The following is a 23499-nucleotide window of genomic DNA, read 5'->3' as shown; positions in this document are numbered from 1 at the left end:
ATGTTAGCAGATTAACAAATCATAGTCCAATAATACATATCAACTGCCTTGTACGTTCATCTTGTGCTAAAATATGGACCTCATGCAAAAGAAAAGCGGCATAGTCTTTCTCGTTGGTGCTGGCCCTGGGGACGTCGGACTCCTCACGGTAAAAGGCCTTCATTGCCTGCAAAAGGCTGAAGTTGTCATATATGACTTTCATCTGAATGCGCAGATACTGAACTATATCAATCGCAAGGCTGAACTGATTTATGCAGGAAAACGCGGAGGGCGTCACACGATGACGCAGGATGAGATAAACCGCGCTATTGTCGAAAAGGCAGATGAAGGGAAGATAGTGTGCCGGCTGAAGGGGGGAGATCCATTTGTCTTTGGCCGAGGAGGCGAAGAGGCCCAGGAGCTGGTTAAAGCGGGGATTCCGTTTGAAGTGGTTCCGGGGGTCAGTTCTTCCGTTGCTGCACCGGCTTATGCAGGCATTCCGCTCACACACAGACTTTACTCTTCATCCTTTGCTGTCATTCCCGGATATGAGGATACGACCAAAGAAGAATCGGCAATCAACTGGGAAAAGCTTGCCACGGGTGTCGGCACATTGGTGTTTCTAATGGCAGTAAAGAATATCGATGAGATGACAAAGAAACTGATCGAGCATGGCCGTTCTCCAGAGACACCGGTTGCTGTCATACGGTGGGGTACCAGGCCTGACCAAAAAACCATTGTAAGCACGTTAAGAGATATCGCAGCCCTTGTAAAGGAAAAGGATATTAAGCCGCCTGCTGTTACGGTCATCGGCAATGTTGTGAACCTGAGATCCGAATTGAACTGGTATGAAACAAAACCGATGTTCGGACAGCGAATTCTGGTCACCAGGGAACACTCGGGAGGCTTTGAAACACTTGAGGAACTGGGTGCTGAAGTTCTCGAATTCGCGACAATCGAAATTGTTCCGCCTGCTTCCTGGGATGACCTCGACAAGTCAATCGATCAAGTTGACACCTACGACTGGCTCATCTTCACCAGTGCAAATGGCGTAAAATATTTCTTTTCACGGCTCTTTGAAAAAGGCGTTGACATCCGCGAACTGAAAGGTTTGCGAATCTGTGCTATAGGCACCAAGACCGAGGCCGCTGTTAATCAGTTCGGCATCAGGGTTAACCTTGTGCCTGATGAGTTCCGCGCAGAAGGATTAATTGATGCGTTCATACGACAGCAGGGTGCACGGGGGATTAAACAGGGGGAAAAGATCCCGGAGTGTCATACGCCAAGTGCTACGCCTCTTCAGGGGATAAGGTTTCTGCTCCCGCGAGCCGAGATCGCACGGGAAGTATTTCCTGAGAAGGTGCGTGAGCTGGGAGGCCGCATCGATGTGCCCGTAGCCTACCGGGCGATCAAACCGGACTATCACGGCAAAAGACTAAAGCGATTTCTGAAGGAGGGACGGATAACCGTCGCGACCTTCACAAGCGCGGCAACCTTCTCTAACTTCAGGGAGATAATGGGAGAGGATGCTGACGAACTTCTCAGGACTGTTGCCATTGCAGCTATAGGCCCTGTTACGGCCAAAGCGATCGAAAAAACCGGGCTCAAGGTCCATATCATGCCAAAGGTAGCAACGGTCGAGGCAATGGTTGAAGAAATACAGAAGTGGGCTGTGCAGAAACAGTGATTTCTGCAGAACAAAATAGCTACAGGACAGACCCTGACAGACCACGGAGCATTTTTTCAAGGATTTTTCTGAGCCCCAGGGCAACATTCTATTTCCAGGCATTCTGGATAATATGGAAAAATAGCCGTAAGGCCCGAAAGGGCCTGTATACGGCAGAGAAATGGGCTGAAAGCAGTTTTGAGATCATCCATGCTCTTGAGAATATCGGAGCAGTTATAGAAATTTCGGGGTTAGAGAATCTCAGGAACTTTAACGGTCCCGCTGTCTTTATCAGTAACCATATGAGCACGCTCGAGACATTAGTGCTCCCTTCGATTATTCAGCCCTTGAAGCCGGTAACGTTTGTCGTAAAAGAGAGCCTCGTAAGAATGCCTGTTTTTGGTCCGATCATGAGATCGAGAGATCCGATCCTGGTTGGCAGGACAAATGCACGGGAAGATCTCAGGGCAGTTCTGGAAGGCGGAACTACACGACTCCGAAACGGACAATCCATAGTTGTCTTCCCCCAAAGCACAAGATCCTCCACCTTCAATCCGGAGGAGTTCAACACCCTCGGCATCAAGCTGGCTCTGAAGGCCAATGTCCCGGTAATACCGATTGCGCTCAAGACTGACGCCTGGGGCATCGGAAAAAGGATCAAGAATTTTGGCCCAATTGATATCAGCAAGAAAATACACGTTGCTTTTGGCGAGCGGTTAACGATTCAGAATCGTGGGACAGATGAACACCTGAAGGTCATCAATTTCATAACAGAGCAGCTTAACGTCTGGAACAGAGAATAAGAACAACGAACGTAAAGGTTAAGGCAGATAAAAAAAAGAGGGACTACACGTCCCTCTTGGCAAAATGCATGATTAAGTCAGATTTACGGAATCATTCCTTTTTCCCTGAGGTACTCTTCACTTGGGATTTCGACTGAGCTTGCACCGCCGCCGTAGGAATACATGAGCCTGCCGACATTGATCATCTCGCGAAGGGCTTTTTTGACGTCATCCTTCTCAAGACTCAATTCAGCGCTTACGCCGATAAGGATATCTTTTTCTTTAAGCTTCTTCTTGCCCTTTGCAGCCTCACAGAAGGCGAAAATCTTGTCCTGAAGTTCTGCCATTTCCATTTCTCTTTACCCCCGTGTCAAATTTAGATTAAATCGCGGGGCAGTCCCGATTTCCGGGACTGCCTTCCCCAATTGTTTATACTACCACTTGAAGGTGGAGGATGTCCTCATCGTATCACGCATGAACGTGAAGTCATCGATGCACTGGAAGGTAAAGTCGATTCCGGTCAGGGAGAAGAACCTCTCCCATCCGATTCTTTCGATCCACTCACCAACCCTCTCATGCTTCCGAGCGTTCGCTGCATAGACCTCTACAATATGTTTGATCGCAGCGACTGCCTTGGGCCAGCGTGGCGGCTCGTTAGAGATATACGGAATAACAAGCTTCGAGAACTTCGGGTTAGACCTTAGGCTGTTGATCTTTCCGCCTACCAGTATGGCAACCCCGTCGCGCTCCGGATCCTTGATGCTGATCGGAGGGCAGACCGTGAAGCAGTTGCCGCAGTACATGCACTTCTCAGCATTGATCTTTACGCTCTTGTTCGCCGGATCAGGGCTGATAGCACGTGTAGGACAGGACCCAATAACGGTCGGAAGCTCACACATGTTCTTGAAAAGCTCATGCTTAACATGCGGAACCTTAGTGTGAACGGCAACAACTGCGATATCAGAGCAGTGAACTGCTCCGCACATATTAACGCAGCAGGCGACTGCGAGCCTGACCTTGTTCGGCAGTGTCTTGGACTCGAAGTATTCCATAAGCTCGTCCATCATGGACTTAACCAGTCCCGAGGCGTCGGTACAGGCGCTGTGGCAATGTACCCAGCCCTGGGTATGGACTACGTTTGTGATAGCTGCACCGATGCCGCCCATCTTGAAGCCGCGCGCAGTAAGATCTTTCTTGAGCGGCTCAAGCTGCTTCTCGTCAGAAACGAGAAATTCGACATTATTCCTTGTTGTGTAACGAAAAAATCCGCCGCAGAATTTTTCTGCAACATCGCAATGCTCGCGGATCGTTGCGGTGGAAAGAAGCCTCGGGGAGGCAACTCTTACGGTCCAGAGCTTATCCCCGCTCTCTCCAACGTGGACCATCACACCATGAGAAAGCACTTCATGATATTTCCATTTGCCGTAATTCTTCTGTATTACAGGCGGCAAGAACTGCTTATAATGAGGCGGTCCGATGTCTGTTTTTCTCTGTGGTAATGCCATTTCTTATATCCTCCTTAATTAATCTGTAATGTGAATTAGAATTTGTATTTGCCGGTCTTCTTCTCTTCTGCTTCCTTGGCCTTGAAAGCAGCCATATCATCCTCCGTGTAGAACATGAAGGGATCTTTCCTCGGCTCCTTGATCTGCTGAGGTATCGGACTCTGGCCGATGCCTTCGAGGAATGATCTCATGCCCTTCATTTCGATGACTTCGCCAATTCTCTCTCTCGGCTTTGCATTGTCATCCCACCATTCCCAGATCTTCCTGATAAGATCCTTGAGCTCAGTGTAAGGAGGCTCGACTTTGATGAAGGGAACAATGACCCATGAAAGCAGAGAACCTACAACGATCGGGGCTTTGGAACCGATACAGATGGTTGCTCCCCGTTCGCCGGCAGGCTTGAGGGCCTTAGTCATCCTTGTAATACAGTGCATGCAACGGGAACACTCAGCGTTATTGATCTTGAACTCCTCGCCCTCGTAACTGATGCACTGTGTCGGGCACATGTCAACAATTTCGGCCTTAATATCCATGCCATTTTTCGCATAGTTTTTAACTTCGTCCTGATTGATCTCGATGTGGCCCTTCCAGGTTCCGATGATGGACATGTCAGCGCGGGCAATGGATGCGACGCAATCGCATGCGCAGCCCGACATCTTTATCTTGAACTTGTAAGAGAACATGGGTCTGTGAATCTCGTCCTGAAATTCCTGGGTCAAGGCATAGTTAAGGTCGAGGGTGTCATAGTTCGTCCATTCGCAACGGCCCGGGCCTACGCAACAGTTTGGAGTTCTCAGAGCAGAACCTGAACTGCCAAGGTCCCATCCGCGGGATGAGTATTCGGCGAAGATTGTTTCAAGGGCATCCGTCTTAGTGCCAAGGAGAACAAGGTCGCCGGTCGAACCATGCATGTTGGTGAGACCGCTTCCGTATTTGTCCCAGATGTCGCAGATCTCGCGAAGGGCACTGCTCGTGTAGAAAAACCCGCTCGTCTGGTTTATTCTGACCGTATGGCAATGGGCAACCCCAGGGAACTCGTCGCCGAGCTCTGAATATCTTCCGATAACGCCGCCTCCGTAACCAAGAACGCCAACGATACCGCCATGTTTCCAGTACCCTACTTTGGTCTGATAGCACTTTTCGAGATGTCCTACTGCGTCATTTGCCATCTCGTTGTTCTTTCCAGCCTTCTTCATCTCTGTGACAAAGCTCGGCCATGGGCCTTTTTCGAGCTCGTCGATCAACGGCGTGTCATACTTCTTCATCGAATCCTCCTTTATGGTGATTGTTCATTAAAGCCTAATAAATACGAAATGCAGGCTTTACAGCTTAAAATACCTTTTGCGAGATGGTCAAATAAAAAAATTTAATCCGCAAATCACAATTTCTTATTTTAGCGGAACTGCTTTGTACTGCAGGACAGGCAAGAGAATTGACATGGCATCATGCGGAACTGAGCAGACCCGGACGGGACTGCTCAAGTGTCCTGTTTGATGACGCGAAATGACCAAAACAATGCACAACTGCTCAGTTCTGCATGCAAGCAGCTTTAGCGGCCCTGGATAACTCCAAACAATATTTTCTTATTTACAAGTCCCCGGGGATCAGTGCTATACTTACAGGTCTCAAGTCAAGGAGAGCATTTCATCAGCCAACGCAGGAGGGAAACATGCGCAATACAGTTCTGTTGACAATCGTATTCGTAATGGCTTCATACACCGGACTGTTCGCACAGGGACAGCCGTTGGTCAATGCCATAGAGGTCAAAGGACTCAAGCGCATAGAAGAGGGAGCGGTCAAGGCTAAACTTTCCCATAAGCTCGGGGAACCCATATCGCAGGAAAAGACCAACGAAGATATCAAATCGATCTTTAAATTGGGCTATTTTGAGGATGTAAAGGTGGAAATTGAGGCCTTTGAGGGCGGCGTCAAGCTTTTCTATCTTGTCCGGGAAAAGCCTGCCATTATCCGCATAGAACTTCAAGGCAACAAGCAGATTGAAGACGCGAAAATAAGAGAAAAAATATCAATTACGCCCGGCTCCATCGCCGACACGGTATTGATTCAGGATAATGCATCCAAAATTGGAAAGTACTATGAAGAAGAGGGATATTGGCTCACAAATATTGTCCCTGTAATAAAGAAGGTATCCGAGAATGAAGTGACTCTTACCTACCAGATAGATGAAGGGGACAAAATCAAGATCAAGAGCATTGCCATTGAAGGCAACAAGAACCTCTCAGCAGGCAAGATAAAGAAGGTCATGGAAACAAAGGAGTGGTGGCTCTTTTCCTTTATTGGTTCAGGTGGATATCTCAAAAAAGATCAGCTTGATGCGGACATGGAACGGGTTAGAAACCTTTATTTTAATAATGGATTTTTAAAAGTTGTTGTGGGAGAACCAGAAATTGCCGTTGACAAGGAAAAGAAGGGGATGACCATTAAGCTGCGCATAGCCGAGGGCGAGCAGTACAAGGTCGCGTCCCTTGAGATCATAGGCAACAAGCTCTATGATGCAGATATGATCAGGAAAAAAGTGACGCTTAAACCAAACAGCCTTTTCCAGAAAAATATCCTGGAGAAAGATATGCTTGCCATTTCTGAACTCTATTCGAGGAACGGGTACGCGCTTGTCTCCGTCGTTCCGAACCTTACACCTGATGACCAGAGCAAGACCGTCCAGATTGTGCTCGGCATCGAGGAAGGTGACAAATACCGGATCGGCAGAGTTGAGATATCCGGTAACCAGAAGACCAGGGATAAGGTCATCAGAAGAGAGATCAGGCTTGATGAAGGCGATACATTTGATAGTTCCAAGCTCAAAAGAAGCTATGAACGAATCAACAATCTCGGATTCTTTGAAACCGTTGATATGGTTCCAAAACCGAAAAATGAAGACAAATCCGTTGATATTGACGTCAAGGTAAAAGAGCGGCCTACCGGCTTCATGAGTATCGGTGGCGGATATAGTTCGGCAGATGGATTCATTGCAACAGCTGATATTACGCAGGGAAATCTTTTTGGAAAAGGACAATACGTCAAGGTTAAAGGGGAACTGGGCGGCAAAACTTCATATTACGAACTTTCCTTCCGCGATCCGTACTTCCGTGACAAACCCATCTCTCTTTCTACAGGCATCTATCGGCACCACCGTGAGTATATTGAATATAACAAGCAGGCATACGGGTTCTATCTCGGATTGGGAAAGTCTTTTGATGAGTTCTGGAAGGGTGACATTACCTACAACTTTGAAAGGGCGACCATTGATAATATCAAAGAAGGTGCGTCAAGCATTGTAACTGACCAGGCCGGGACAAGCACGACAAGCAGCATCACCCCCTCCATCACGCGCGACAGCAGAGACAACTATCTGGATCCGTCAAGGGGCTCGAGAAACTCTCTGACCGTTACATTGGCAGGGCTCGGAGGGACAAACGGTTTCGTCAAGGCAGTCATCGATTCGGGCTGGTTCTTCCCGATAGGTGAGACAACGTTTATGGCACGGGGACGATTAGGATATTCAAAGGCGCTTTTCGGGAAGAAACTTCCTCTGTACGAACGCTTCTATGTCGGGGGGATTAATACCGTCAGAGGGCTTGGCTTTGGCGAAGCTGGTCCTCGCGACACGGCTACGAATGATCCGATAGGCGGCACTTCGGAACTCATTTTTAACTTTGAGTATATCTTCCCTCTTTCTGCTGAGATGAAGTTGAAAGGTCTTACTTTTTTCGATGCGGGAAATGCGTATGACAATTTCAGCGATCTGGGCAAGTTGAGATACACTGCCGGACTCGGTATCCGGTGGATATCACCTTTTGGTCCGATACGGCTTGAGTGGGGATACAATCTTGCCCCAAAACATGACGAAAGCACAAGTAAATTTGAGTTTGCATTCGGAAGCTTTTTCTAACTATATACAAGGAGAGACAGCATGAGAAAAGTAGCATGGCTTATAGTGGTTGTTTTATTGCTTGGCAGTTCGACAGTTTTTGCAGCAGACACTCTCAAAATTGGGTTCGTAGACCTCGTTAAGGCGCTCAATGAATCTGAATCAGGGAAAAAAGCGAAGTCTGATCTGGAATTTCTGATCAAATCAAAGCAGGGCGTGATAGACGAAAAGGGCAAGGCGATAGAGAAGGGGAAGAATGATCTTGAAAAGCAGGCTTCAGTGCTTTCTCAGGATGCACGAAAGACCAAAGAGGAAGAACTCGAGCGGCTGATCAGGGAGTACCAGCGGCTTGTTTCAGACTCGCAGAGTGAGGTCAAGAAAAAAGAAAGTGAACTGACAGGCGACATATTGAAAGATATTCGTGCCATTATTCAGAAGATCGGACAGGATGATGCCTACACGCTTATTCTTGAAAATGCCGAAGGTCAGATCCTTTATTCAACAAAAGAGATCGACCTGACTGAGGTCGTTATAAAGAAACATAACGAATCGAAAGTAAAAACAAAGAAATAAGACAGCACTGTCCTCATCTCAAAAAGCCTCCTGTTTTTGAGGAGGCTTTTTTATCTCACTGCTTATAAAAGGTCCTATGAACATTAATGAGTTTGCAGAGATCGTAAACGGGGAGGTCATTGGAGACCCTGAACGTGTTATTACAGGGGTTTCAGGTGTCAGAGAGGCAAAGGAGGGTGACATAACCTTTGTCGCCTCATCCCAGTTCCTCAAGTATCTTTCCGACACCAAGGCTTCCTGCGTTATAGTAAAAGAAGTGATCCCCGGCCTTACAATTCCGCAGATCAAGGTCATGAATCCCTATTACGGCTTCGCTAAGGCAATTGAGTGCTTTTATCCAAAAGCATCTTATCCCGCGGCAATAAGCTCAGAGGCTTTTATTGCAGAGAGTGCTTCTCTAGGCAGCAATGTATCTATTTATCCCTTTGCTGTTGTTTCCGCTCATGCGATTATAGGAAGCAACTCTGTCATTATGCCAGGGGTTTTTATAGGAGAACATACAAGGATTGGCTCAGGCTGCCTCATCTATCCGAATGTAACGATCAGAGAAGGGATCACTATTGGAGACAGGGTTACTATTCACGCGGGAACGGTCATCGGCTCTGACGGATATGGCTACGTATTGGAAAAAGGTGAACATTACAAGATCCCCCAGGTTGGCGGAGTAATCCTCGAAGATGATGTTGAAATAGGCTCAAATGTCTCCATTGACCGGGCGACTCTTGGCAACACTCTCATAAAAAAAGGGGCAAAAATTGATAACCTTTGCCAGATTGCCCATAATGTTTCGATAGGAGAAAGATCCCTTATCGTTTCTCAAGTTGGTATAGCAGGAAGCACTGAAATCGGCGATTTTGTCATTCTTGGGGGTCAGGTCGGTGTAGGCGATCACACCACCATTGATTCTGGCACCATGGTGGCTGGAGGAGCAGGCGTTATGAAGGGTCGCCTGAAGAAGGGTGTCTATTCCGGCACCCCGGCGATACCGCATGCCAGCTGGTTGCGGTCTCAGGCACTATTCGCTAAACTGCCTGAAATGAATAAGAGGATCAGGGAACTTGAAGAAAAAATAGACCGTCTGGTCAAAGGAGAGACCTTATGATGAATGTTGTCGATATTATGAAAAAACTGCCGCACAGATATCCTTTTCTGCTCGTTGACCGGATTATAGCAATGGAACCCAGCGTAAGCATAACGGGAATAAAAAATGTAACGATCAATGAGCCTTTTTTTCAGGGACATTTTCCCGGTCAGCCTATCATGCCGGGAGTACTCATCATAGAAGCCATGGCACAGGTAGGCGGTGTGCTTGCATTCAGCACTGGCACTGATGCAAAATCCGTTTTTTTTATGAGCATTGAAAAGGCAAAGTTCAGAAAACCGGTCGTGCCCGGTGATCAGCTGAAAATGGAATTAAAAGTCATACAGCAGCGGGGCAATGTCTGGAAGCTCTCCGGCGTGGCAAAGGTTGATGACAAAGTCGTAGCCGAGGCGTATCTCACCGCCATGCTCACGAATCAGGAGATCTGAACCATGAAATCAACGATCCACAAAACAGCGATCATTAATCCCAAAGCGAAAATAGATGCAGATGTCGATATCGGCCCCTACTGTGTAGTCAAGAAAGGTGCGCGCATCAGCAAAGGCACAAAGCTTTTTTCGCACATAATTATTGAAGGTAATACCGAGATCGGCGAGAACTGCACCTTCTATCCTTTTTCAAGCATAGGATTTCCGCCTCAGGACCTCAAGTACAAGGGAGAACCAACTAAACTCATCATCGGAAACGACAACGTAATTCGTGAATACGTAACGATCCATAGGGCATCAGTCGGCGGAGATGAAACAACTGTAGTGGGTAATAACAACTATTTCATGGCCTATGTCCATATTGCGCACAATTGCAGAGTAGGAAATCACGTCATCATGGCAAACGCTGCAACGCTGGCGGGTCACGTATTGGTAGAGGACTTCACCATAATAGGTGGGCTGGCAGCTGTACACCAGTACACAAGAATTGGGCAATATGCAATGATAGGCGGCCTCAGCGGAGTTGTTCAGGACGTGCCCCCATATATGGTTGCGGCAGGTTCGCGGGCAAAACTCTTCGGCCCTAACACAATCGGGTTAAAAAGACACGGTTTTTCAGACCAGGCAATAACCGCGATAAAAAAAGCATACAAAATTCTCTTTCGAGAAAAACGGTCGCTCAAAGATGCTGTCAGGAAGGTAAAAGAAGATTTCAGTGAATTTCCCGAGATCGGGAGCCTCATTGAGTTCATTGAAAAGAACAAACGAGGGATATGCAGGTAAAGCTTAAGCTTGGCCTAATCGCCGGAAATGGAGATCTTCCAAAGGCGATTGCTGAAGAAGCTCGCGCCAAGGGATACGAAATTGTTGCCGTGGGGCTTGAACCTCTTGCAGAAAAGTCTCTTGCCTTGACTGTTGATGAGATCAAGTGGATTAATGTCGGCAAACTCGGTGAGATTATGGGTTTTTTGAAAGAATCAGGGGTAAAAGAGGCTGTGATGGCAGGCAAGGTCCCAAAGTCCCTGCTCTACAAGAGTAAGATCTTGCCTGACCTTAGAGCGATTAAGCTTCTTTTTTCGCTGAAAGACAAGAGTGACGACTCAATTCTCCTTGCTTTAGCAAAAGAACTGAAAAAGGAAGGCATTGCCCTATTAAACACCACTGATTTCACATCCTCGTTGCTTACACCCGAAGGCGTGCTCACAAAAGAGGGGCCTACAGAGAATGAGTGGAAGGATATTGCCTATGGATGGAGGATAGCAAAGGAGATCGGAAGGCTCGATATTGGCCAGACGGTTATCGTCAAGAATCAGGCTGTTATGGCCATAGAAGCGATAGAAGGAACTGACGAGGCAATCAAAAGAGGAGGCGCACTTGCAGGAAGCGGGGCAGTCATTATTAAGGTGAGTAAGCCGCAGCAGGATATGCGTTTCGATGTGCCGGTCGTTGGCCCCGACACGCTCAGATCTATGTTTAATGTTCAGGCACGGGTGCTTGCTGTTGAGTCGGGAAAGAGTATTATTCTGAAAAAAGAAAAACTTATTAAAAAGGCCGAAGAAGCTGGCATTGCAATAGTCGGCGTCAGCGATATGATAACGAGGTGATGGACATGAAAATCAGGTCGATATGTCTCATGCTGCTTATGGCATTGTTTTTAAGCAGCATCTTTATTTCGAACAGTCACGCAGTGGCTCGAACGCAGTTTTGGACCAAGATGTGTGCATCCTGCCATGACGGAAAGACTGCCATATCAAAAGAGGCAATGAGGGAAAAATATCAGACAGCCAATGCCTTTACCGAGGCGGTCCTGAACAAGGGTGATCGTTGCATGAATATTCTAAAGAACGACAAGAAGATGATCAAAAAAGTTGCCAAAGAAATTGGCCTGAAATAAGATTAAAGACAAAAAATCCCCTGAAGCCCATTTGAACAGGGCTTCAGGGGATTTTTTTGTGCGGTGCTATTTACTCTGCAGTCGCCGGAGTCTCCTCAGGAACAACTGGGCTCTGTTCACGCTGGACAAACGTATTGCGATAATACTTCATGCCTGTGCCGGCAGGGATAATCCTGCCCATGATAACGTTCTCCTTCAATCCGCGAAGTTCATCGATACTGCCGTTGATCGCAGCCTCGGTAAGAACGCGGGTTGTCTCCTGGAATGATGCAGCAGAGATGAAACTGTCTGTGGTAAGCGATGCCTTGGTAATACCAAGAAGCAGGGGCTTGCCCTGTGCAGGCTTGCCGCTTTCAGCCTTGACCCTCGTGTTTTCATCCTGAAATGCTATTCTGTCCACCTGCTCGCCAATGAGGAATGTCGTATCTCCGGCATCCTCGATCCGCACTTTCTTCATCATCTGGCGCACGATCGTCTCGATATGTTTATCGTTGATCGAAACACCCTGCAGGCGGTACACTTTCTGAACCTCATCAACAAGATAACTCTGAAGCTCTCTTGGTCCAAGGATATCGAGGATGCTATGGGGATTTACAGCACCATCCATTAGTGCCTCTCCAGCCTTAACCCAGTCACCCTCATGCACACTCACGTGTTTACCCTTGGGGATATCATATTCCTTCGTGAACTCACCACCCTTAACAACAACTACACGCTTGCCTTTCAGCGCGCTCCGGAACTCGACAATACCGTCAATCTCCGAGACAACTGCCTGTTCCTTGGGCTTCCGCGCCTCAAAAAGCTCGGCAACTCTCGGAAGACCGCCGGTTATATCCTTGGTTTTTGTTGTCTCCCGTGGCATTTTGGCAAGAATGTCTCCGGGATAAACGATACTGTGCTTGTCTACAATAATATGCGCTCCGGAAGGCAGCTGATACCGTGCAAGATTGCCTGTACTCGGGATTTTGAGCGTTGACTTTCCATGCTCATCCTTGATCGAAATTCTCGGTCGCATATTCACAGGATATTCAATGATCACCTTATGGGAAAGTCCTGTTGTTTCATCAACCTCTTCCTTGACTGTAACGCCTTCTATGATGTCTCCCAGCGCAATTCTGCCGCCAACCTCAGTGAGGATTGGCACCGAGTAAGGATCCCACTCGACCAACTTCTGACCGATCTCAACCCTCTTACCCTCCTCAACGTGGAGCTTGGCACCATACACAACAGAGTATTTCTCACGCTCCCTGCCTTTTGAATCAGTAATTGCTATGTTGCCGTTTCTGTTCATGACAACATAGAATCCCTCACGATTCTTGACCGTATTAATATTGATGAACTTAACAGTTCCCGAATGTTTTGCTTCAAGAACAGTCTGCGCAACAACCTTGGAAGCCGTTCCGCCAATATGGAACGTTCTCATGGTAAGCTGTGTTCCCGGCTCGCCAATGGACTGGGCAGCGATGATACCGACCGACTCTCCGGTCTCAACATATCCTCCCCTGCCAAGGTCCCTTCCATAGCACTTTGCACAGACACCGAATTTGGAAATGCAGGTGAGTACTGACCTGATCTTCACCCTGTCTTTTGGCGCCTCGATAATCGCCTTTGCGATTTCCTCGGTTATCTCGTGATTTCTTTTTACGATCATGACTTTGTCCTGATCCTTGATATCCTCAACCGAATATCTTCCGACCAGTCTCTCCTCAAGCTGCTGGATGATCTCACCGCCCTCAATAAGATTGGTGACCTCAATGCCGTCTGTAGTTCCACAGTCATCCTCTGTAATGAGAACATCCTGAGCAACGTCAACAAGCCTCCGGGTGAGATATCCTGAATTGGCTGTTTTCAACGCCGTATCAGCAAGACCCTTACGCGCTCCGTGCGTTGAGATAAAATACTGAAGAGGCGTGAGACCTTCCCTGAAGTTGGCGGTGATCGGCGTTTCAATAATCTCACCTGAAGGTTTTGCCATCAAGCCTCTCATGCCTGCAAGCTGTCTGATCTGAGCCGTACTCCCTCGCGCGCCAGAATCGGCCATCATAAATATGCTGTTAAAAGATCTCTTCTCCTGCAGTTCTTCTTCTGAGGCCACCTTCTCGTCCTCGGCGCCAAGCTCCTTCATCATCTCGTCAGCAATGCGCTCAGTGACATTTGCCCAGATATCGATCACCTTATTGTATCGCTCACCCTGGGTAATGAGTCCGTCCGCATACTGGCTCTGGACCTCCATAACGTCCTTTTCGGCCTGGTCTATCATCTCTTTTTTCTTGACCGGAATATGCATGTCTGCCATGCAGATTGAGATGCCTGAATTGGTCGCGTGATGGAAGCCGAGCTCTTCGAGATTGTCAAGGAACACGACAGTTTCACGTCTTCCGACCCTCTTGTATGAATCCTCGATAATCTTCGAAAGCGCCTTCTTGGTCATGTCCTTATTAATATCCTCAAAAGCTATGCCTTGGGCTTCTTTTGTCATTTTTGGAACAATCTCGTAAAAAAGCACTCTTCCGGTTGTTGTATCCGTCATCACACCATCAATGCGCACTTTGATCTTTGCATGCTCGCTCAGGCGGCCGGCATCATAGGCAACTCTCACATCCTGAGGATCAGAGAAGACCATGCCTTCACCCTTGGCTCCCTTTCTCTCTTTCATGAGATAATAGATACCAAGGACCATATCCTGCGTTGGAAGCAGAATGGGCTTGCCATTAGCAGGGGAAAGAACATTATTGACCGACATCATCAGAACCCTTGCCTCGACCTGCGCTTCTATCGAAAGCGGTACGTGAACAGCCATCTGGTCACCGTCAAAATCTGCGTTGAACGCAGTACAAACAAGCGGGTGAAGTTTGATGGCCTTGCCTTCTACAAGGATAGGATCAAATGCCTGGATACCGAGCCTGTGCAGGGTAGGGGCACGGTTGAGGAGCACCGGCGTTTCCCGGATCACCTCTTCAAGTGCGTCCCAAACTTCAGGAGACTCTTTTTCAACGAGTTTTTTTGCCGCCTTTATCGTTGTCGCATATCCCTTTTCCTCAAGCTTATTGAAGATAAACGGCTTGAACAGTTCAAGTGCCATTCTCTTGGGAAGCCCGCACTGGTGAAGCTTCAGATCAGGACCGACAACGATAACGGATCTGCCTGAATAGTCTACTCTTTTCCCCAGAAGATTCTGCCTGAACCGTCCCTGCTTGCCCTTTATCATGTCGCTCAGGGATTTGAGCGGTCTTTTCGTGGCTGTCTTCAGAACTTTGGACCTGCGGCCATTATCGAAAAGAGCATCGACCGCCTCCTGGAGCATTCTCTTTTCATTCTTAATGATGACACTCGGCGCTTTAAGTTCCACAAGCCTCTTAAGCCTATTATTCCTGTTGATAACTCTCCGGTAAAGGTCGTTCAGGTCTGAAGTTGCAAACCGTCCACCCTCGAGAGGAACGAGCGGCCTCAGGTCAGGAGGAAGAACCGGGATAACATCCATGATCATCCAATCAGGTTTGTTCTCTGACTTTCTGAAAGCCTCCACGACCTTCAGTCTTTTCGTAAGCTTCTTCTTGACGCCGATGGAGGCAGCTTCCTTGATCTTGGTCTTCAGCTCAATGCTGAGCGGCTCAAGATCTATTGCTCTGAGCAGTTCCCTGATAGCCTCAGCTCCCATGCCGACCTTGAACCTGGTCCCGTATTCCGAAAACTTCTTTTTATGCTCATCGTCCGTAAGGAGTTCCCTCGCCTTAAGAGGTGTATCTCCCGGGTCAATAACAATATAGCTCTCGAAGTAGAGGACCTTTTCAAGATTCCTCATGGTCATATCGAGAAGAATGCCGATACGGCTTGGAACGCCCTTAAGAAACCAGATATGAGCAACCGGACTCGCCAGCTCAATATGACCGAGCCTCTCGCGCCTCACCTTTGACTGGATAACCTCTACACCGCACTTATCGCAGACAATGCCGCGGTGTTTCATTCTCTTGTATTTTCCGCAGATACATTCCCAGTCTTTTATGGGACCAAATATTTTTGCGCAAAAGAGACCATCGCGCTCAGGCTTGAATGTGCGGTAATTGATCGTTTCGGGTTTCTTTACCTCGCCGAACGACCACTCTCTGATCTTTTCCGGTGATGCAAGCTTTATTCTCATTGCTTCGAAATCGGTCGGATTTTTTGGCTTTTGGAATATGGAATAAATGTCTTCTGTCATCCTATTCCCCCTTCTTCTTTTTCTCCAAAAGCTCTAGATCGAGACCAAGGCTCTGGAGTTCTTTTATTAATACATGGAATGACTCAGGCACACCGGGCTCGAGGGTTGCATCACCCTTCACAATAGCCTCATACATTCTTGCCCTTCCCGAGACATCGTCGCTCTTAACCGTCAGAAATTCCTGGAGTGTATGGGCAGCGCCATATGCCTCCAAAGCCCATACTTCCATCTCGCCCAGTCTCTGTCCTCCAAACTGTGCCTTGCCGCCAAGAGGCTGCTGTGTAACCAGAGAATACGGGCCAATGGAGCGGGCATGGAGCTTGTCGTCGACAAGGTGATGAAGCTTGAGCATGTACATAACGCCAACGGTCACCTCACGCTCAAAGCGTTCCCCTGTTTTACCATCATAAAGCACTGTTTGACCGGTCTTCAATATCCCTGTCTTCTTAAACAGCTTACGTATCTGCTCTTCTTTTGTACCCTCAAAAACCGGTGAAGCGATAAAGATACCATGCTGAGCGATATCCTGAGCCACTGCCTGGTCGATATCATCGACATATTCACTTATTTTCGTCTTGTCGTCAATTACGTCGGAAATAACGTCGCTTACACATTTTTTTATCTCAGTCAGTGATCCCCGCCTGTCCATAAGTTCTCTGACCATCTTTCCAACGGACTTCGCCGCCCAGCCCAGATGATTCTCCAGGATCTGGCCGACATTCATGCGGGACGGAACGCCCAGGGGATTCAGGACAACGTCTACAGGCGTGCCATCAGGGAGAAACGGCAGATCTTCCTCGGGAACAACCGTCGCAACAACACCCTTGTTTCCGTGTCGTCCTGCCATCTTGTCACCGATCTGTATCTTGCGTTTCATTGCAATATAGCATTTAGCAAGCTTGTTAACGCCGGGAGGGAGTTCATCGCCCTTTCTGATCTGTTCGACTTTCTGGTCATATCGCTTCTCAAGATCCCGCACATACTGGTTTGAATCGTTATTGATCGTATCGATCTTGGCCTGTACGCTGTCATCCATCACCTTAATGCGCATCAGATGTTCGTCTCTGATGTTCTCAAGGTGCTCTTCAGTCAGGGTCTTCCCTTTTGCGCAGATCACTTCCTTTGTCTTGGAATGCTTAACCTCTTCTGCCACGCGCTGCCCAATGAAAAGTTGGCTCAGCTTTGTAGATTTCTCTTCCTTAATGATCTTGATCTCTTCCTCAAGATCACGCTGGAGTCTCTGAATATCGTCATCTTCAATGCTCTTTGCCCTTCCATCCTTGGCAATGCCCTTCCTTGAGAAGATCCTGACATCAACAACCGTACCCTCGATTCCTGGCGGCACATAAAGACAGCTCTCCTTGACCTCCTCTGCCTTCTCGCCGAAGATCGCCCTGAGCAGTTTCTCCTCAGGGGTAAGCTGGGTTTCCCCTTTCGGCGTGACCTTGCCGACAAGGATATCTCCAGGCTTAACCTCAGCGCCGATTCTTATGATACCGAACTCGTCAAGATCCTTTAAGGCTTCCTCGCCTACATTCGGAATATCCCTGGTTATCTCTTCAGGTCCGAGCTTTGTCTCCCGGGCCTCGATCTCGAACTCCTCGATATGGATTGAGGTATACACATCCTCCTTGACAAGACGTTCACTCAGGATTATCGCATCCTCAAAGTTATAGCCTCCCCAGGGCATAAAGGCTACAACCACATTTTTCCCAAGGGCAAGATCGCCGCGGTCAGTTGACTGACCATCAGCAAGGACATCTCCTTTTTTAACTGAATCCCCAACACTCACGATCGGCCGCTGGTTTATGCAGGTGGCCTGGTTAGAGCGCTGAAATTTGACAAGGGGGTAAATATCTACGCCGGCGCTGTTGCTCACTCGCACTACAATGCGGGTTGCGTCAAGGCTTTCAATCTTGCCTGCCCTCTTTGCAAGTATAATAGCTCCCGAATCTTTCGCGGCTGCAAACTCCATTCCTGTGCCGACCACAGGAGCATCAGGGTGCAGCAGAGGCACTGCCTGGCGCTGCATGTTCGATCCCATGAGTGCCCTGTTTGCATCGTCATTTTCGAGAAACGGGATAAGCGCTGCCGAAATACCTACAACCTGTTTGGGGGAAACGTCCATGTAATCCACTTCCTGGGGCCTGACCATCCTGAAGCCGCCGCCTTCACGGGCAGATACATGATCGCCGATCAATTTGCCGCTTTTGTCATAGGGCGATGTTGCCTCTGCAATAATGAACTTCTCGCCCTCAATAGCGGAGAAAAATTCAACTTCCTCTGTAACCCTGCCGTTGGCAACCTTCCGGTACGGCACTTCAATAAAGCCATAGTCATTCACTCTTGCGTATGATGCAAGCGATGTAATGAGGCCGATGTTCGGACCTTCAGGCGTTTCGACAGGGCATATTCTTCCATAATGCGTGGGATGAACGTCACGGACCTCAAAACCTGCCCTCTCCCGTGTGAGTCCACCCGGGCCAAGAGCTGAGAGACGCCTTTTATGGGTAATCTCGGAAAGCGGGTTGGTCTGGTCCATAAACTGACTAAGCTGGCTTGATCCGAAGAATTCCTTGACAGCCGCCATTACCGGCTTTGCATTGATAAGGTCATGAGGCATGGCATTTTCAAGCTCAGTAAGCGTCATCTTCTCCTTGATCGCCCGCTCCATCCTCACGAGCCCTATCCTGAACTGGTTCTCCAGCAGCTCGCCTACGCCCCTGATTCTCCTGTTGCCGAGGTGATCGATGTCATCGACTTCGCCTTTTCCGGTCCTGAGACTGAGAATATACCTGACAATCTCAATAACGTCCTTATCCGTAAGCACCTTTACGTCGAGAGGCGTATCAAGGTTAAGCCGTTTGTTAAGCTTCAATCGTCCGACGGGCGAAAGGTCATACCGTTTCGGATCGAAGAAGAGTCCGTTAAACAGATCCCGGGAGGACGCCTGCGTAGGCGGCTCACCTGGTCTGAGCTTCTTGTATATCTCGATAAGCGCTTGATCCTGCGTTCTCACCTTATCGGTAAGAAGCGTGTCGCGGAGCGACGACAGGTAGCTCACATTGTCAATAAAAAGCAGGTTCAGCGTCTCGATTTTTAGCGAAAGGATCTTATTGAAAATATCTTCTGTCAGGACTTCGTTGCCCTCCAGGATAATTTCTCCCGTTGTCGGATCAACAATATCCTTCAGGGTGATCCTGCCGATGATCTCCTCTTTTGTTGTTGTTATGGTTTTAATCCCCGAGGTCTCCATTTTCTTAATGGAGCCCTTGGTGATCTTCATCCCTTCTTTGACGATCACTTCTTTTGTGCCGGGTGCCACAATGTTCTGATGGGACTTGAGACCAACCAGGACCTCACTAACTTCCCGGGTGAAGGTATTGCCCTTTATGCTTATCGTCTCAACAGGATAAAAGATCTTCAGAAGCTCTTCGTTCGAATAGCCAAGCGCCTTCAGCACAATTGTGGCGGGGAGCTTCTTCCTTCTGTCGATCCTTACATACAGAATATCTTTTGCATCAAATTCAAAATCAAGCCAGGACCCCCGTGACGGGATCACGCGTGCAGAATACAGCAGCCTTCCACTTGCATGGGTTTTACCCTTGTCGTGACTGAAAAATACGCCAGGAGAACGGTGAAGCTGGCTGACAATGACACGCTCTGTCCCGTTGATGACAAACGTGCCGGTATCCGTCATGATCGGCATTTCACCGATATAAACGTCCTGTTCGCGGGACTCTTTGAGCTTCTTCTTCCCGTTCGCATCGGCTTCGAACATATTAAGTTTTACGCTGATCTTCAGCGGCGCAGCACAGGTAATGCCTTTTTGCAGGGCTTCGCGTACGGTATATTTCGGCTCACCGACGTGATAGCCGACAAACTCTATCTCGGCGGTCTCGTTATAGTCGTTTATGGGGAACACGCTGACAAAAGCAGACTGCAAGCCCATGTCCCTGCGTTTTCCAATGGGAAAATCCTTCTGCAGAAACTGCTCATAGGATCGCTTCTGTATCTCAATAAGATTTGGAACTTCAAGGAATTGGGGAACCCTGCCAAAATCCAATCTCTTTCTCAGTACCCTTGCCATATGTCTCCTTATCTTAGTAAAGGCAAAGGTAGAGACGGCTTTTCTCCCGCCTCTACCCGTTTGCTAAACCTTTATCTTGATGTTATTTTATTTCTACGCTTGCACCCTGCTCTTCAAGTTTTGCCTTCATGGAATCGGCTTCTTCTTTTGTTACTCCGGTCTTGAGCGGCTTCGGGGCTCCGTCAACAAGGTCCTTTGCCTCTTTCAGGCCAAGGCTGGTAAGTTCCCTTACAACCTTGTATCTCTCTTCAAACTCCTTGATGAACTTGGACATGTCAAGGATCGTCATGCTATCGATAAATTCAAAAACCTGTTCCTTCGTAATAGACATTATGCAAACCTCCTTAGAATTATGGTTAATTGTTCTTTTTTGATTTCAGTGATTCCATTGCATAGGCGAAGCCGGTGACGGTAGCGGAAAGTGCTCCAGCCAGTTTTGCCATCGGCGCCTGAAGTGCTCCGGCCAGCATCGAGAGCAGTAACTCTCTTGACGGCAGTTCTGCAATAGCCTTCAGATCCTTGGGACCGTACAGCTGTCCTTCAACTACGGCTCCCGTTACTTTAAGCTTTTCGTTCTTCTTGACGAAATCCAGAACTCTTTTTACCGCGAGCACGGGATCGTCATAGCCGATGGCAAGACCGACCGGACCCGTGAACACATCAGCTGCGACAGAAAAACTTGTCTCCTGTGATGCAATTTTGGCAAGTGTATTCTTGACAACGCTGTAGTCGATAGAAGAGCTGTTCAGCAGTCTTCTCAAGTCAGTCATCTCGGCAACGGTCATGCCTTTGTAATCGGTAAAAACAACTGATCTCGCCTTCGAGAACTTTTCTCTCAGGTCGGTAATTACCTGTCCTTTTTCTTGCTTTTTCAGATGAGACCTCCTTTCCCAGAGACCCTGGCAGGCATGTGAACATCAGATACGGATAAGAAATAGGGAAAACTGAAGCGGTCTTTCGCGGCCTTTTCCCCTATCACAAAATCTCTTCTCATCCCTCTTAGCCTCGGTAGGCACGCTATTCCTGCTTCTCCAGGATAGCGCATTACGCTTTCACACCTACTGTCTCTGACTATTATATGTCTGGACTATGTCCGTGTAATAACTACTTTGTTGAAACAGTAGCCACGTCAACCCTCAGGCCGGGGCCCATCGTCGATGATACCGAGATCCCCTTCAGATACTTGCCCTTGCTGGTTGACGGCTTTGCCTTGGTTACAGAATCGATAATAGCTTTTGCGTTGTCAAGAAGCTTCTGTGCATCAAAGGAAACTTTACCGATCGGCACATGCACAACACCGGCTTTTTCGGTCTTGTACTCTACCTTTCCTGCCTTTATCTCCTTCACCGCCTTGGCAACGTCAAAGGTTACGGTGCCGAGCTTCGGGTTCGGCATCAGGCCGCGGGGTCCAAGCACCTTTCCGAGCTTACCGACAACGCCCATGATATCAGGGGTCGCAACAACCTTGTCAAAATCAAGCCAGCCTTTGTTGATCTTCTCAACAAGATCATCAGCACCCACAAAATCAGCGCCGGCCTGTTTTGCCTCCAGCTCCTTTTCGCCCTTGGCAAAGACAAGGACTCTGAGGGTCTTTCCCGTGCCATGAGGAAGCACAACCGTTCCCCTCACCATCTGATCTGACTTTCTCGGGTCAACGCCGAGATTGAAGACAATGTCAACAGTCTCGTCGAACTTGACATATGTCAGTTCCTTTACCTTCTGTATAGCATTTTCAAGGGAATATTCCTTCCCTTTTTCGACCTTTTCAAGTGAAGCATTCATTTTCTTGCCCATAGAGATCTCCTCGCTATTCCACAACTTCAACGCCCATGCTCTTTGCTGTTCCCGCAATGATCCTCATTGCAGCATCCACAGAGTACGCGTTGAGATCAGGAAGCTTTGTTTGTGCTATTTCCTTAAGTTGCGCTGTCGTAAGCTTGCCGACCTTATCCTTGTTCGGCGTGCTCGAACCTTTTACCACCCCTGCCGCCTTCTTGATGAGTTCGGATGCAGGCGGTGTCTTGGTAATGAACGTAAACGTTCTGTCCTTATATATGGTCAGCACCACCGGGATGATGGTATCTCCCATGGGCGCTGTCTGGGCATTGAATGCCTTGCAAAACTCCATGATATTGATGCCATGCGGGCCGAGTGCCGGACCTACCGGCGGAGCAGGTGTTGCCTTGCCTGCTACAATCTGAAGCTTAACCTGTCCTGTTACCTCTTTCTTAGCCATTGTCTATCCTCCTGCTGTTATGCAAAACACATTAATTACTGGTTCTTTTCGACCTGGAAGAAATTCAGCTCAACCGGCGTCTGCCTTCCGAATATGCTCACCATGACCGTAAGTCTTCCATGGTCCATATCTACCGTCTCTACAAAGCCGTTGAAATTGCTGAACGGTCCATCCACGATCCTGAGGTTTTCACCTTTCTGGTATTGAGTCTTGATCTGGGAAACAGGACCTCTCTCCACCTGCTGCATGATAAGTTCGACTTCCTCGATCGGGATCGGGACCGGGTTCTGGCCACCGACAAAACCGGTGACGCGCGGAGTACCTTTAACCAGATGCCATGTCTCATCATCAAGTTCCATCTCGACAAGAATGTACCCCGGATAGAACTTCCGCTCGCTCTCTTTTTTCTTGCCTCCCCTGAGCTCAATCACTCGCTCCGTAGGAATAAGAATCTTGCCGATCTTCTCTTCGAGGCCCTTGGTAACGACCTTCTCCTCAATGGAAACCTTCACCTTTTCCTCGAAGCCGGAATACGTATGCACTACATACCAGTTCTTTGCCATAGTCCTTACCTGAGGGCCAATCCGACGATCTTGGCAAGAGCAAGGTCAACAACGCCGAGAAAAACAGAGATCACCATCACCGTAATGATAACGACCCATGTTGACCCGATCAGTTCCTCTCTGTTTGGATACACGACCTTCTTTGTCTCTATTTTCACTTCATTGAAAAACTGTTTTATCTTCTCAATCATGCATTATTCCTCGCTTTAGTTGGCAGGCCAGGAGGGATTCGAACCCCCAGCCCTCGGATTTGGAGTCCGATGCTCTAGCCGTTAGAGCTACTGGCCTACACTCATCTACGCTTTCGTTTCCTTGTGCATGGTATGTTTCATGCAGCTCCTGCAGTATTTTTTCCGCTGAAGCTTGTCCGTTGTGTTCTTCTTGTTCTTCATGGTCGAATAATTCTTATTCTTGCATTCGGTACACTGGAATAGAAATATATCTCTCATGGGCTATACCATGACCTCGGTGACGACACCGGCACCAACCGTGCGGCCACCTTCCCTGATTGCGAACCTCAGTTCCTTCTCCATCGCTATCGGTGAGATCAGCTCTACCGTCATGCTGACGTTGTCTCCAGGCATCACCATCTCT

At 48.2% G+C, this 23499-nt stretch carries 22 protein-coding genes and 1 tRNA gene; 9 read left to right on the top strand and 14 right to left on the bottom strand.

Features of this window, described 5'->3' with window-relative positions:
• Positions 1-73: 73 nt before the first annotated feature.
• Positions 74-1666, top strand: coding sequence for a uroporphyrinogen-III C-methyltransferase (gene cobA / locus HZB62_15245; protein MBI5076505.1), 1593 nt, complete (start codon positions 74-76; stop codon positions 1664-1666).
• On the top strand, positions 1663-2448 hold the full coding sequence (locus tag HZB62_15240) for a 1-acyl-sn-glycerol-3-phosphate acyltransferase (protein MBI5076504.1): 786 nt from the start codon (positions 1663-1665) through the stop codon (positions 2446-2448). Before cobA ends, HZB62_15240 begins: the two co-directional genes overlap by 4 nt.
• Before the next feature lie 83 nt (positions 2449-2531).
• On the opposite strand, the gene HZB62_15235 is transcribed toward HZB62_15240, so the two are convergent.
• The 3 genes from HZB62_15235 to dsrA all read right to left on the bottom strand — a co-directional run bounded on the left by HZB62_15235 (position 2532) and on the right by dsrA (position 5197).
• On the bottom strand, positions 2532-2774 hold the full coding sequence (locus tag HZB62_15235; protein MBI5076503.1) for a hypothetical protein: 243 nt from the start codon (positions 2772-2774) through the stop codon (positions 2532-2534).
• Between the two features lie 87 nt (positions 2775-2861).
• Positions 2862-3932, bottom strand: coding sequence for a dissimilatory-type sulfite reductase subunit beta (dsrB, locus tag HZB62_15230; GenBank protein ID MBI5076502.1), 1071 nt, complete (start codon positions 3930-3932; stop codon positions 2862-2864).
• Between the two features lie 35 nt (positions 3933-3967).
• Positions 3968-5197, bottom strand: a complete 1230-nt coding sequence (gene dsrA, locus HZB62_15225) for a dissimilatory-type sulfite reductase subunit alpha (protein ID MBI5076501.1) — start codon at positions 5195-5197, stop codon at positions 3968-3970.
• Between the two features lie 404 nt (positions 5198-5601).
• On the opposite strand from dsrA, the gene bamA reads away from it, so the two are divergent.
• The 7 genes from bamA (at position 5602) to HZB62_15190 (ending at position 11818) form a co-directional block, all read left to right on the top strand.
• On the top strand, positions 5602-7842 hold the full coding sequence (gene bamA / locus HZB62_15220) for an outer membrane protein assembly factor BamA (GenBank protein ID MBI5076500.1): 2241 nt from the start codon (positions 5602-5604) through the stop codon (positions 7840-7842).
• 21 nt (positions 7843-7863) lie between these two features.
• On the top strand, positions 7864-8394 hold the full coding sequence (locus HZB62_15215; GenBank protein MBI5076499.1) for an OmpH family outer membrane protein: 531 nt from the start codon (positions 7864-7866) through the stop codon (positions 8392-8394).
• Positions 8395-8470: 76 nt separating this feature from the next.
• Positions 8471-9496: a UDP-3-O-(3-hydroxymyristoyl)glucosamine N-acyltransferase gene (gene lpxD, locus HZB62_15210; GenBank protein MBI5076498.1), complete on the top strand. Its 1026-nt coding sequence runs from the start codon at positions 8471-8473 to the stop codon at positions 9494-9496.
• Entirely contained in the window at positions 9493-9924 is a 432-nt protein-coding gene (gene fabZ / locus HZB62_15205; protein MBI5076497.1) for a 3-hydroxyacyl-ACP dehydratase FabZ, read from the top strand. Before lpxD ends, fabZ begins: the two co-directional genes overlap by 4 nt.
• Before the next feature lie 3 nt (positions 9925-9927).
• The gene (gene lpxA, locus HZB62_15200; GenBank protein MBI5076496.1) at positions 9928-10707 is read left to right on the top strand and encodes an acyl-ACP--UDP-N-acetylglucosamine O-acyltransferase; all 780 of its coding nucleotides are present in this window, start codon (positions 9928-9930) and stop codon (positions 10705-10707) included.
• On the top strand, positions 10698-11528 hold the full coding sequence (lpxI, locus tag HZB62_15195; protein ID MBI5076495.1) for a UDP-2,3-diacylglucosamine diphosphatase LpxI: 831 nt from the start codon (positions 10698-10700) through the stop codon (positions 11526-11528). Before lpxA ends, lpxI begins: the two co-directional genes overlap by 10 nt.
• 5 nt (positions 11529-11533) lie before the next feature.
• Positions 11534-11818 carry a hypothetical protein gene (locus HZB62_15190; GenBank protein ID MBI5076494.1) on the top strand — a complete coding sequence of 95 codons (285 nt, stop codon included), beginning with the start codon at positions 11534-11536 and terminating at the stop codon, positions 11816-11818.
• A 70-nt stretch (positions 11819-11888) separates the two neighbouring features.
• On the opposite strand, the gene rpoC is transcribed toward HZB62_15190, so the two are convergent.
• The 11 genes from rpoC to tuf form a co-directional block, all read right to left on the bottom strand.
• Positions 11889-16016, bottom strand: a complete 4128-nt coding sequence (gene rpoC / locus HZB62_15185; protein MBI5076493.1) for a DNA-directed RNA polymerase subunit beta' — start codon at positions 16014-16016, stop codon at positions 11889-11891.
• 1 nt (position 16017) lies between these two features.
• Positions 16018-20106, bottom strand: coding sequence for a DNA-directed RNA polymerase subunit beta (rpoB, locus tag HZB62_15180; protein MBI5076492.1), 4089 nt, complete (start codon positions 20104-20106; stop codon positions 16018-16020).
• 82 nt (positions 20107-20188) lie between these two features.
• Positions 20189-20431 (bottom strand): ribosomal protein L7/L12, encoded by a 243-nt coding sequence (locus tag HZB62_15175; protein MBI5076491.1) that lies wholly within the window; start codon positions 20429-20431, stop codon positions 20189-20191.
• A gap of 31 nt (positions 20432-20462) precedes the next feature.
• A complete protein-coding gene (gene rplJ / locus HZB62_15170) occupies positions 20463-20981 on the bottom strand; it encodes a 50S ribosomal protein L10 (protein MBI5076490.1) in 519 nt (172 codons plus the stop codon).
• A gap of 229 nt (positions 20982-21210) precedes the next feature.
• A complete protein-coding gene (locus tag HZB62_15165; GenBank protein MBI5076489.1) occupies positions 21211-21900 on the bottom strand; it encodes a 50S ribosomal protein L1 in 690 nt (229 codons plus the stop codon).
• Between the two features lie 13 nt (positions 21901-21913).
• Positions 21914-22342, bottom strand: coding sequence for a 50S ribosomal protein L11 (gene rplK, locus HZB62_15160; GenBank protein ID MBI5076488.1), 429 nt, complete (start codon positions 22340-22342; stop codon positions 21914-21916).
• 35 nt (positions 22343-22377) lie between these two features.
• The gene (nusG, locus tag HZB62_15155) at positions 22378-22905 is read right to left on the bottom strand and encodes a transcription termination/antitermination protein NusG (GenBank protein MBI5076487.1); all 528 of its coding nucleotides are present in this window, start codon (positions 22903-22905) and stop codon (positions 22378-22380) included.
• A 5-nt stretch (positions 22906-22910) separates the two neighbouring features.
• A complete protein-coding gene (gene secE, locus HZB62_15150; protein ID MBI5076486.1) occupies positions 22911-23096 on the bottom strand; it encodes a preprotein translocase subunit SecE in 186 nt (61 codons plus the stop codon).
• Positions 23097-23116: 20 nt separating this feature from the next.
• Positions 23117-23193 (bottom strand) — tRNA-Trp (locus tag HZB62_15145).
• Positions 23194-23201: 8 nt separating this feature from the next.
• Positions 23202-23354 (bottom strand): 50S ribosomal protein L33, encoded by a 153-nt coding sequence (rpmG, locus tag HZB62_15140; GenBank protein MBI5076485.1) that lies wholly within the window; start codon positions 23352-23354, stop codon positions 23202-23204.
• A 3-nt stretch (positions 23355-23357) separates the two neighbouring features.
• On the bottom strand, positions 23358-23499 hold a 142-nt coding region (tuf, locus tag HZB62_15135), incomplete at its 5' end, for an elongation factor Tu (GenBank protein MBI5076484.1).

Source organism: Nitrospirota bacterium (assembly GCA_016214855.1).
Lineage (GTDB): Bacteria > Nitrospirota > Thermodesulfovibrionia > Thermodesulfovibrionales > UBA6898 > UBA6898.
The sequence above is the reverse complement of the archived record's forward strand: the minus strand, read 5'-3'. Positions and strand labels throughout refer to the sequence as shown.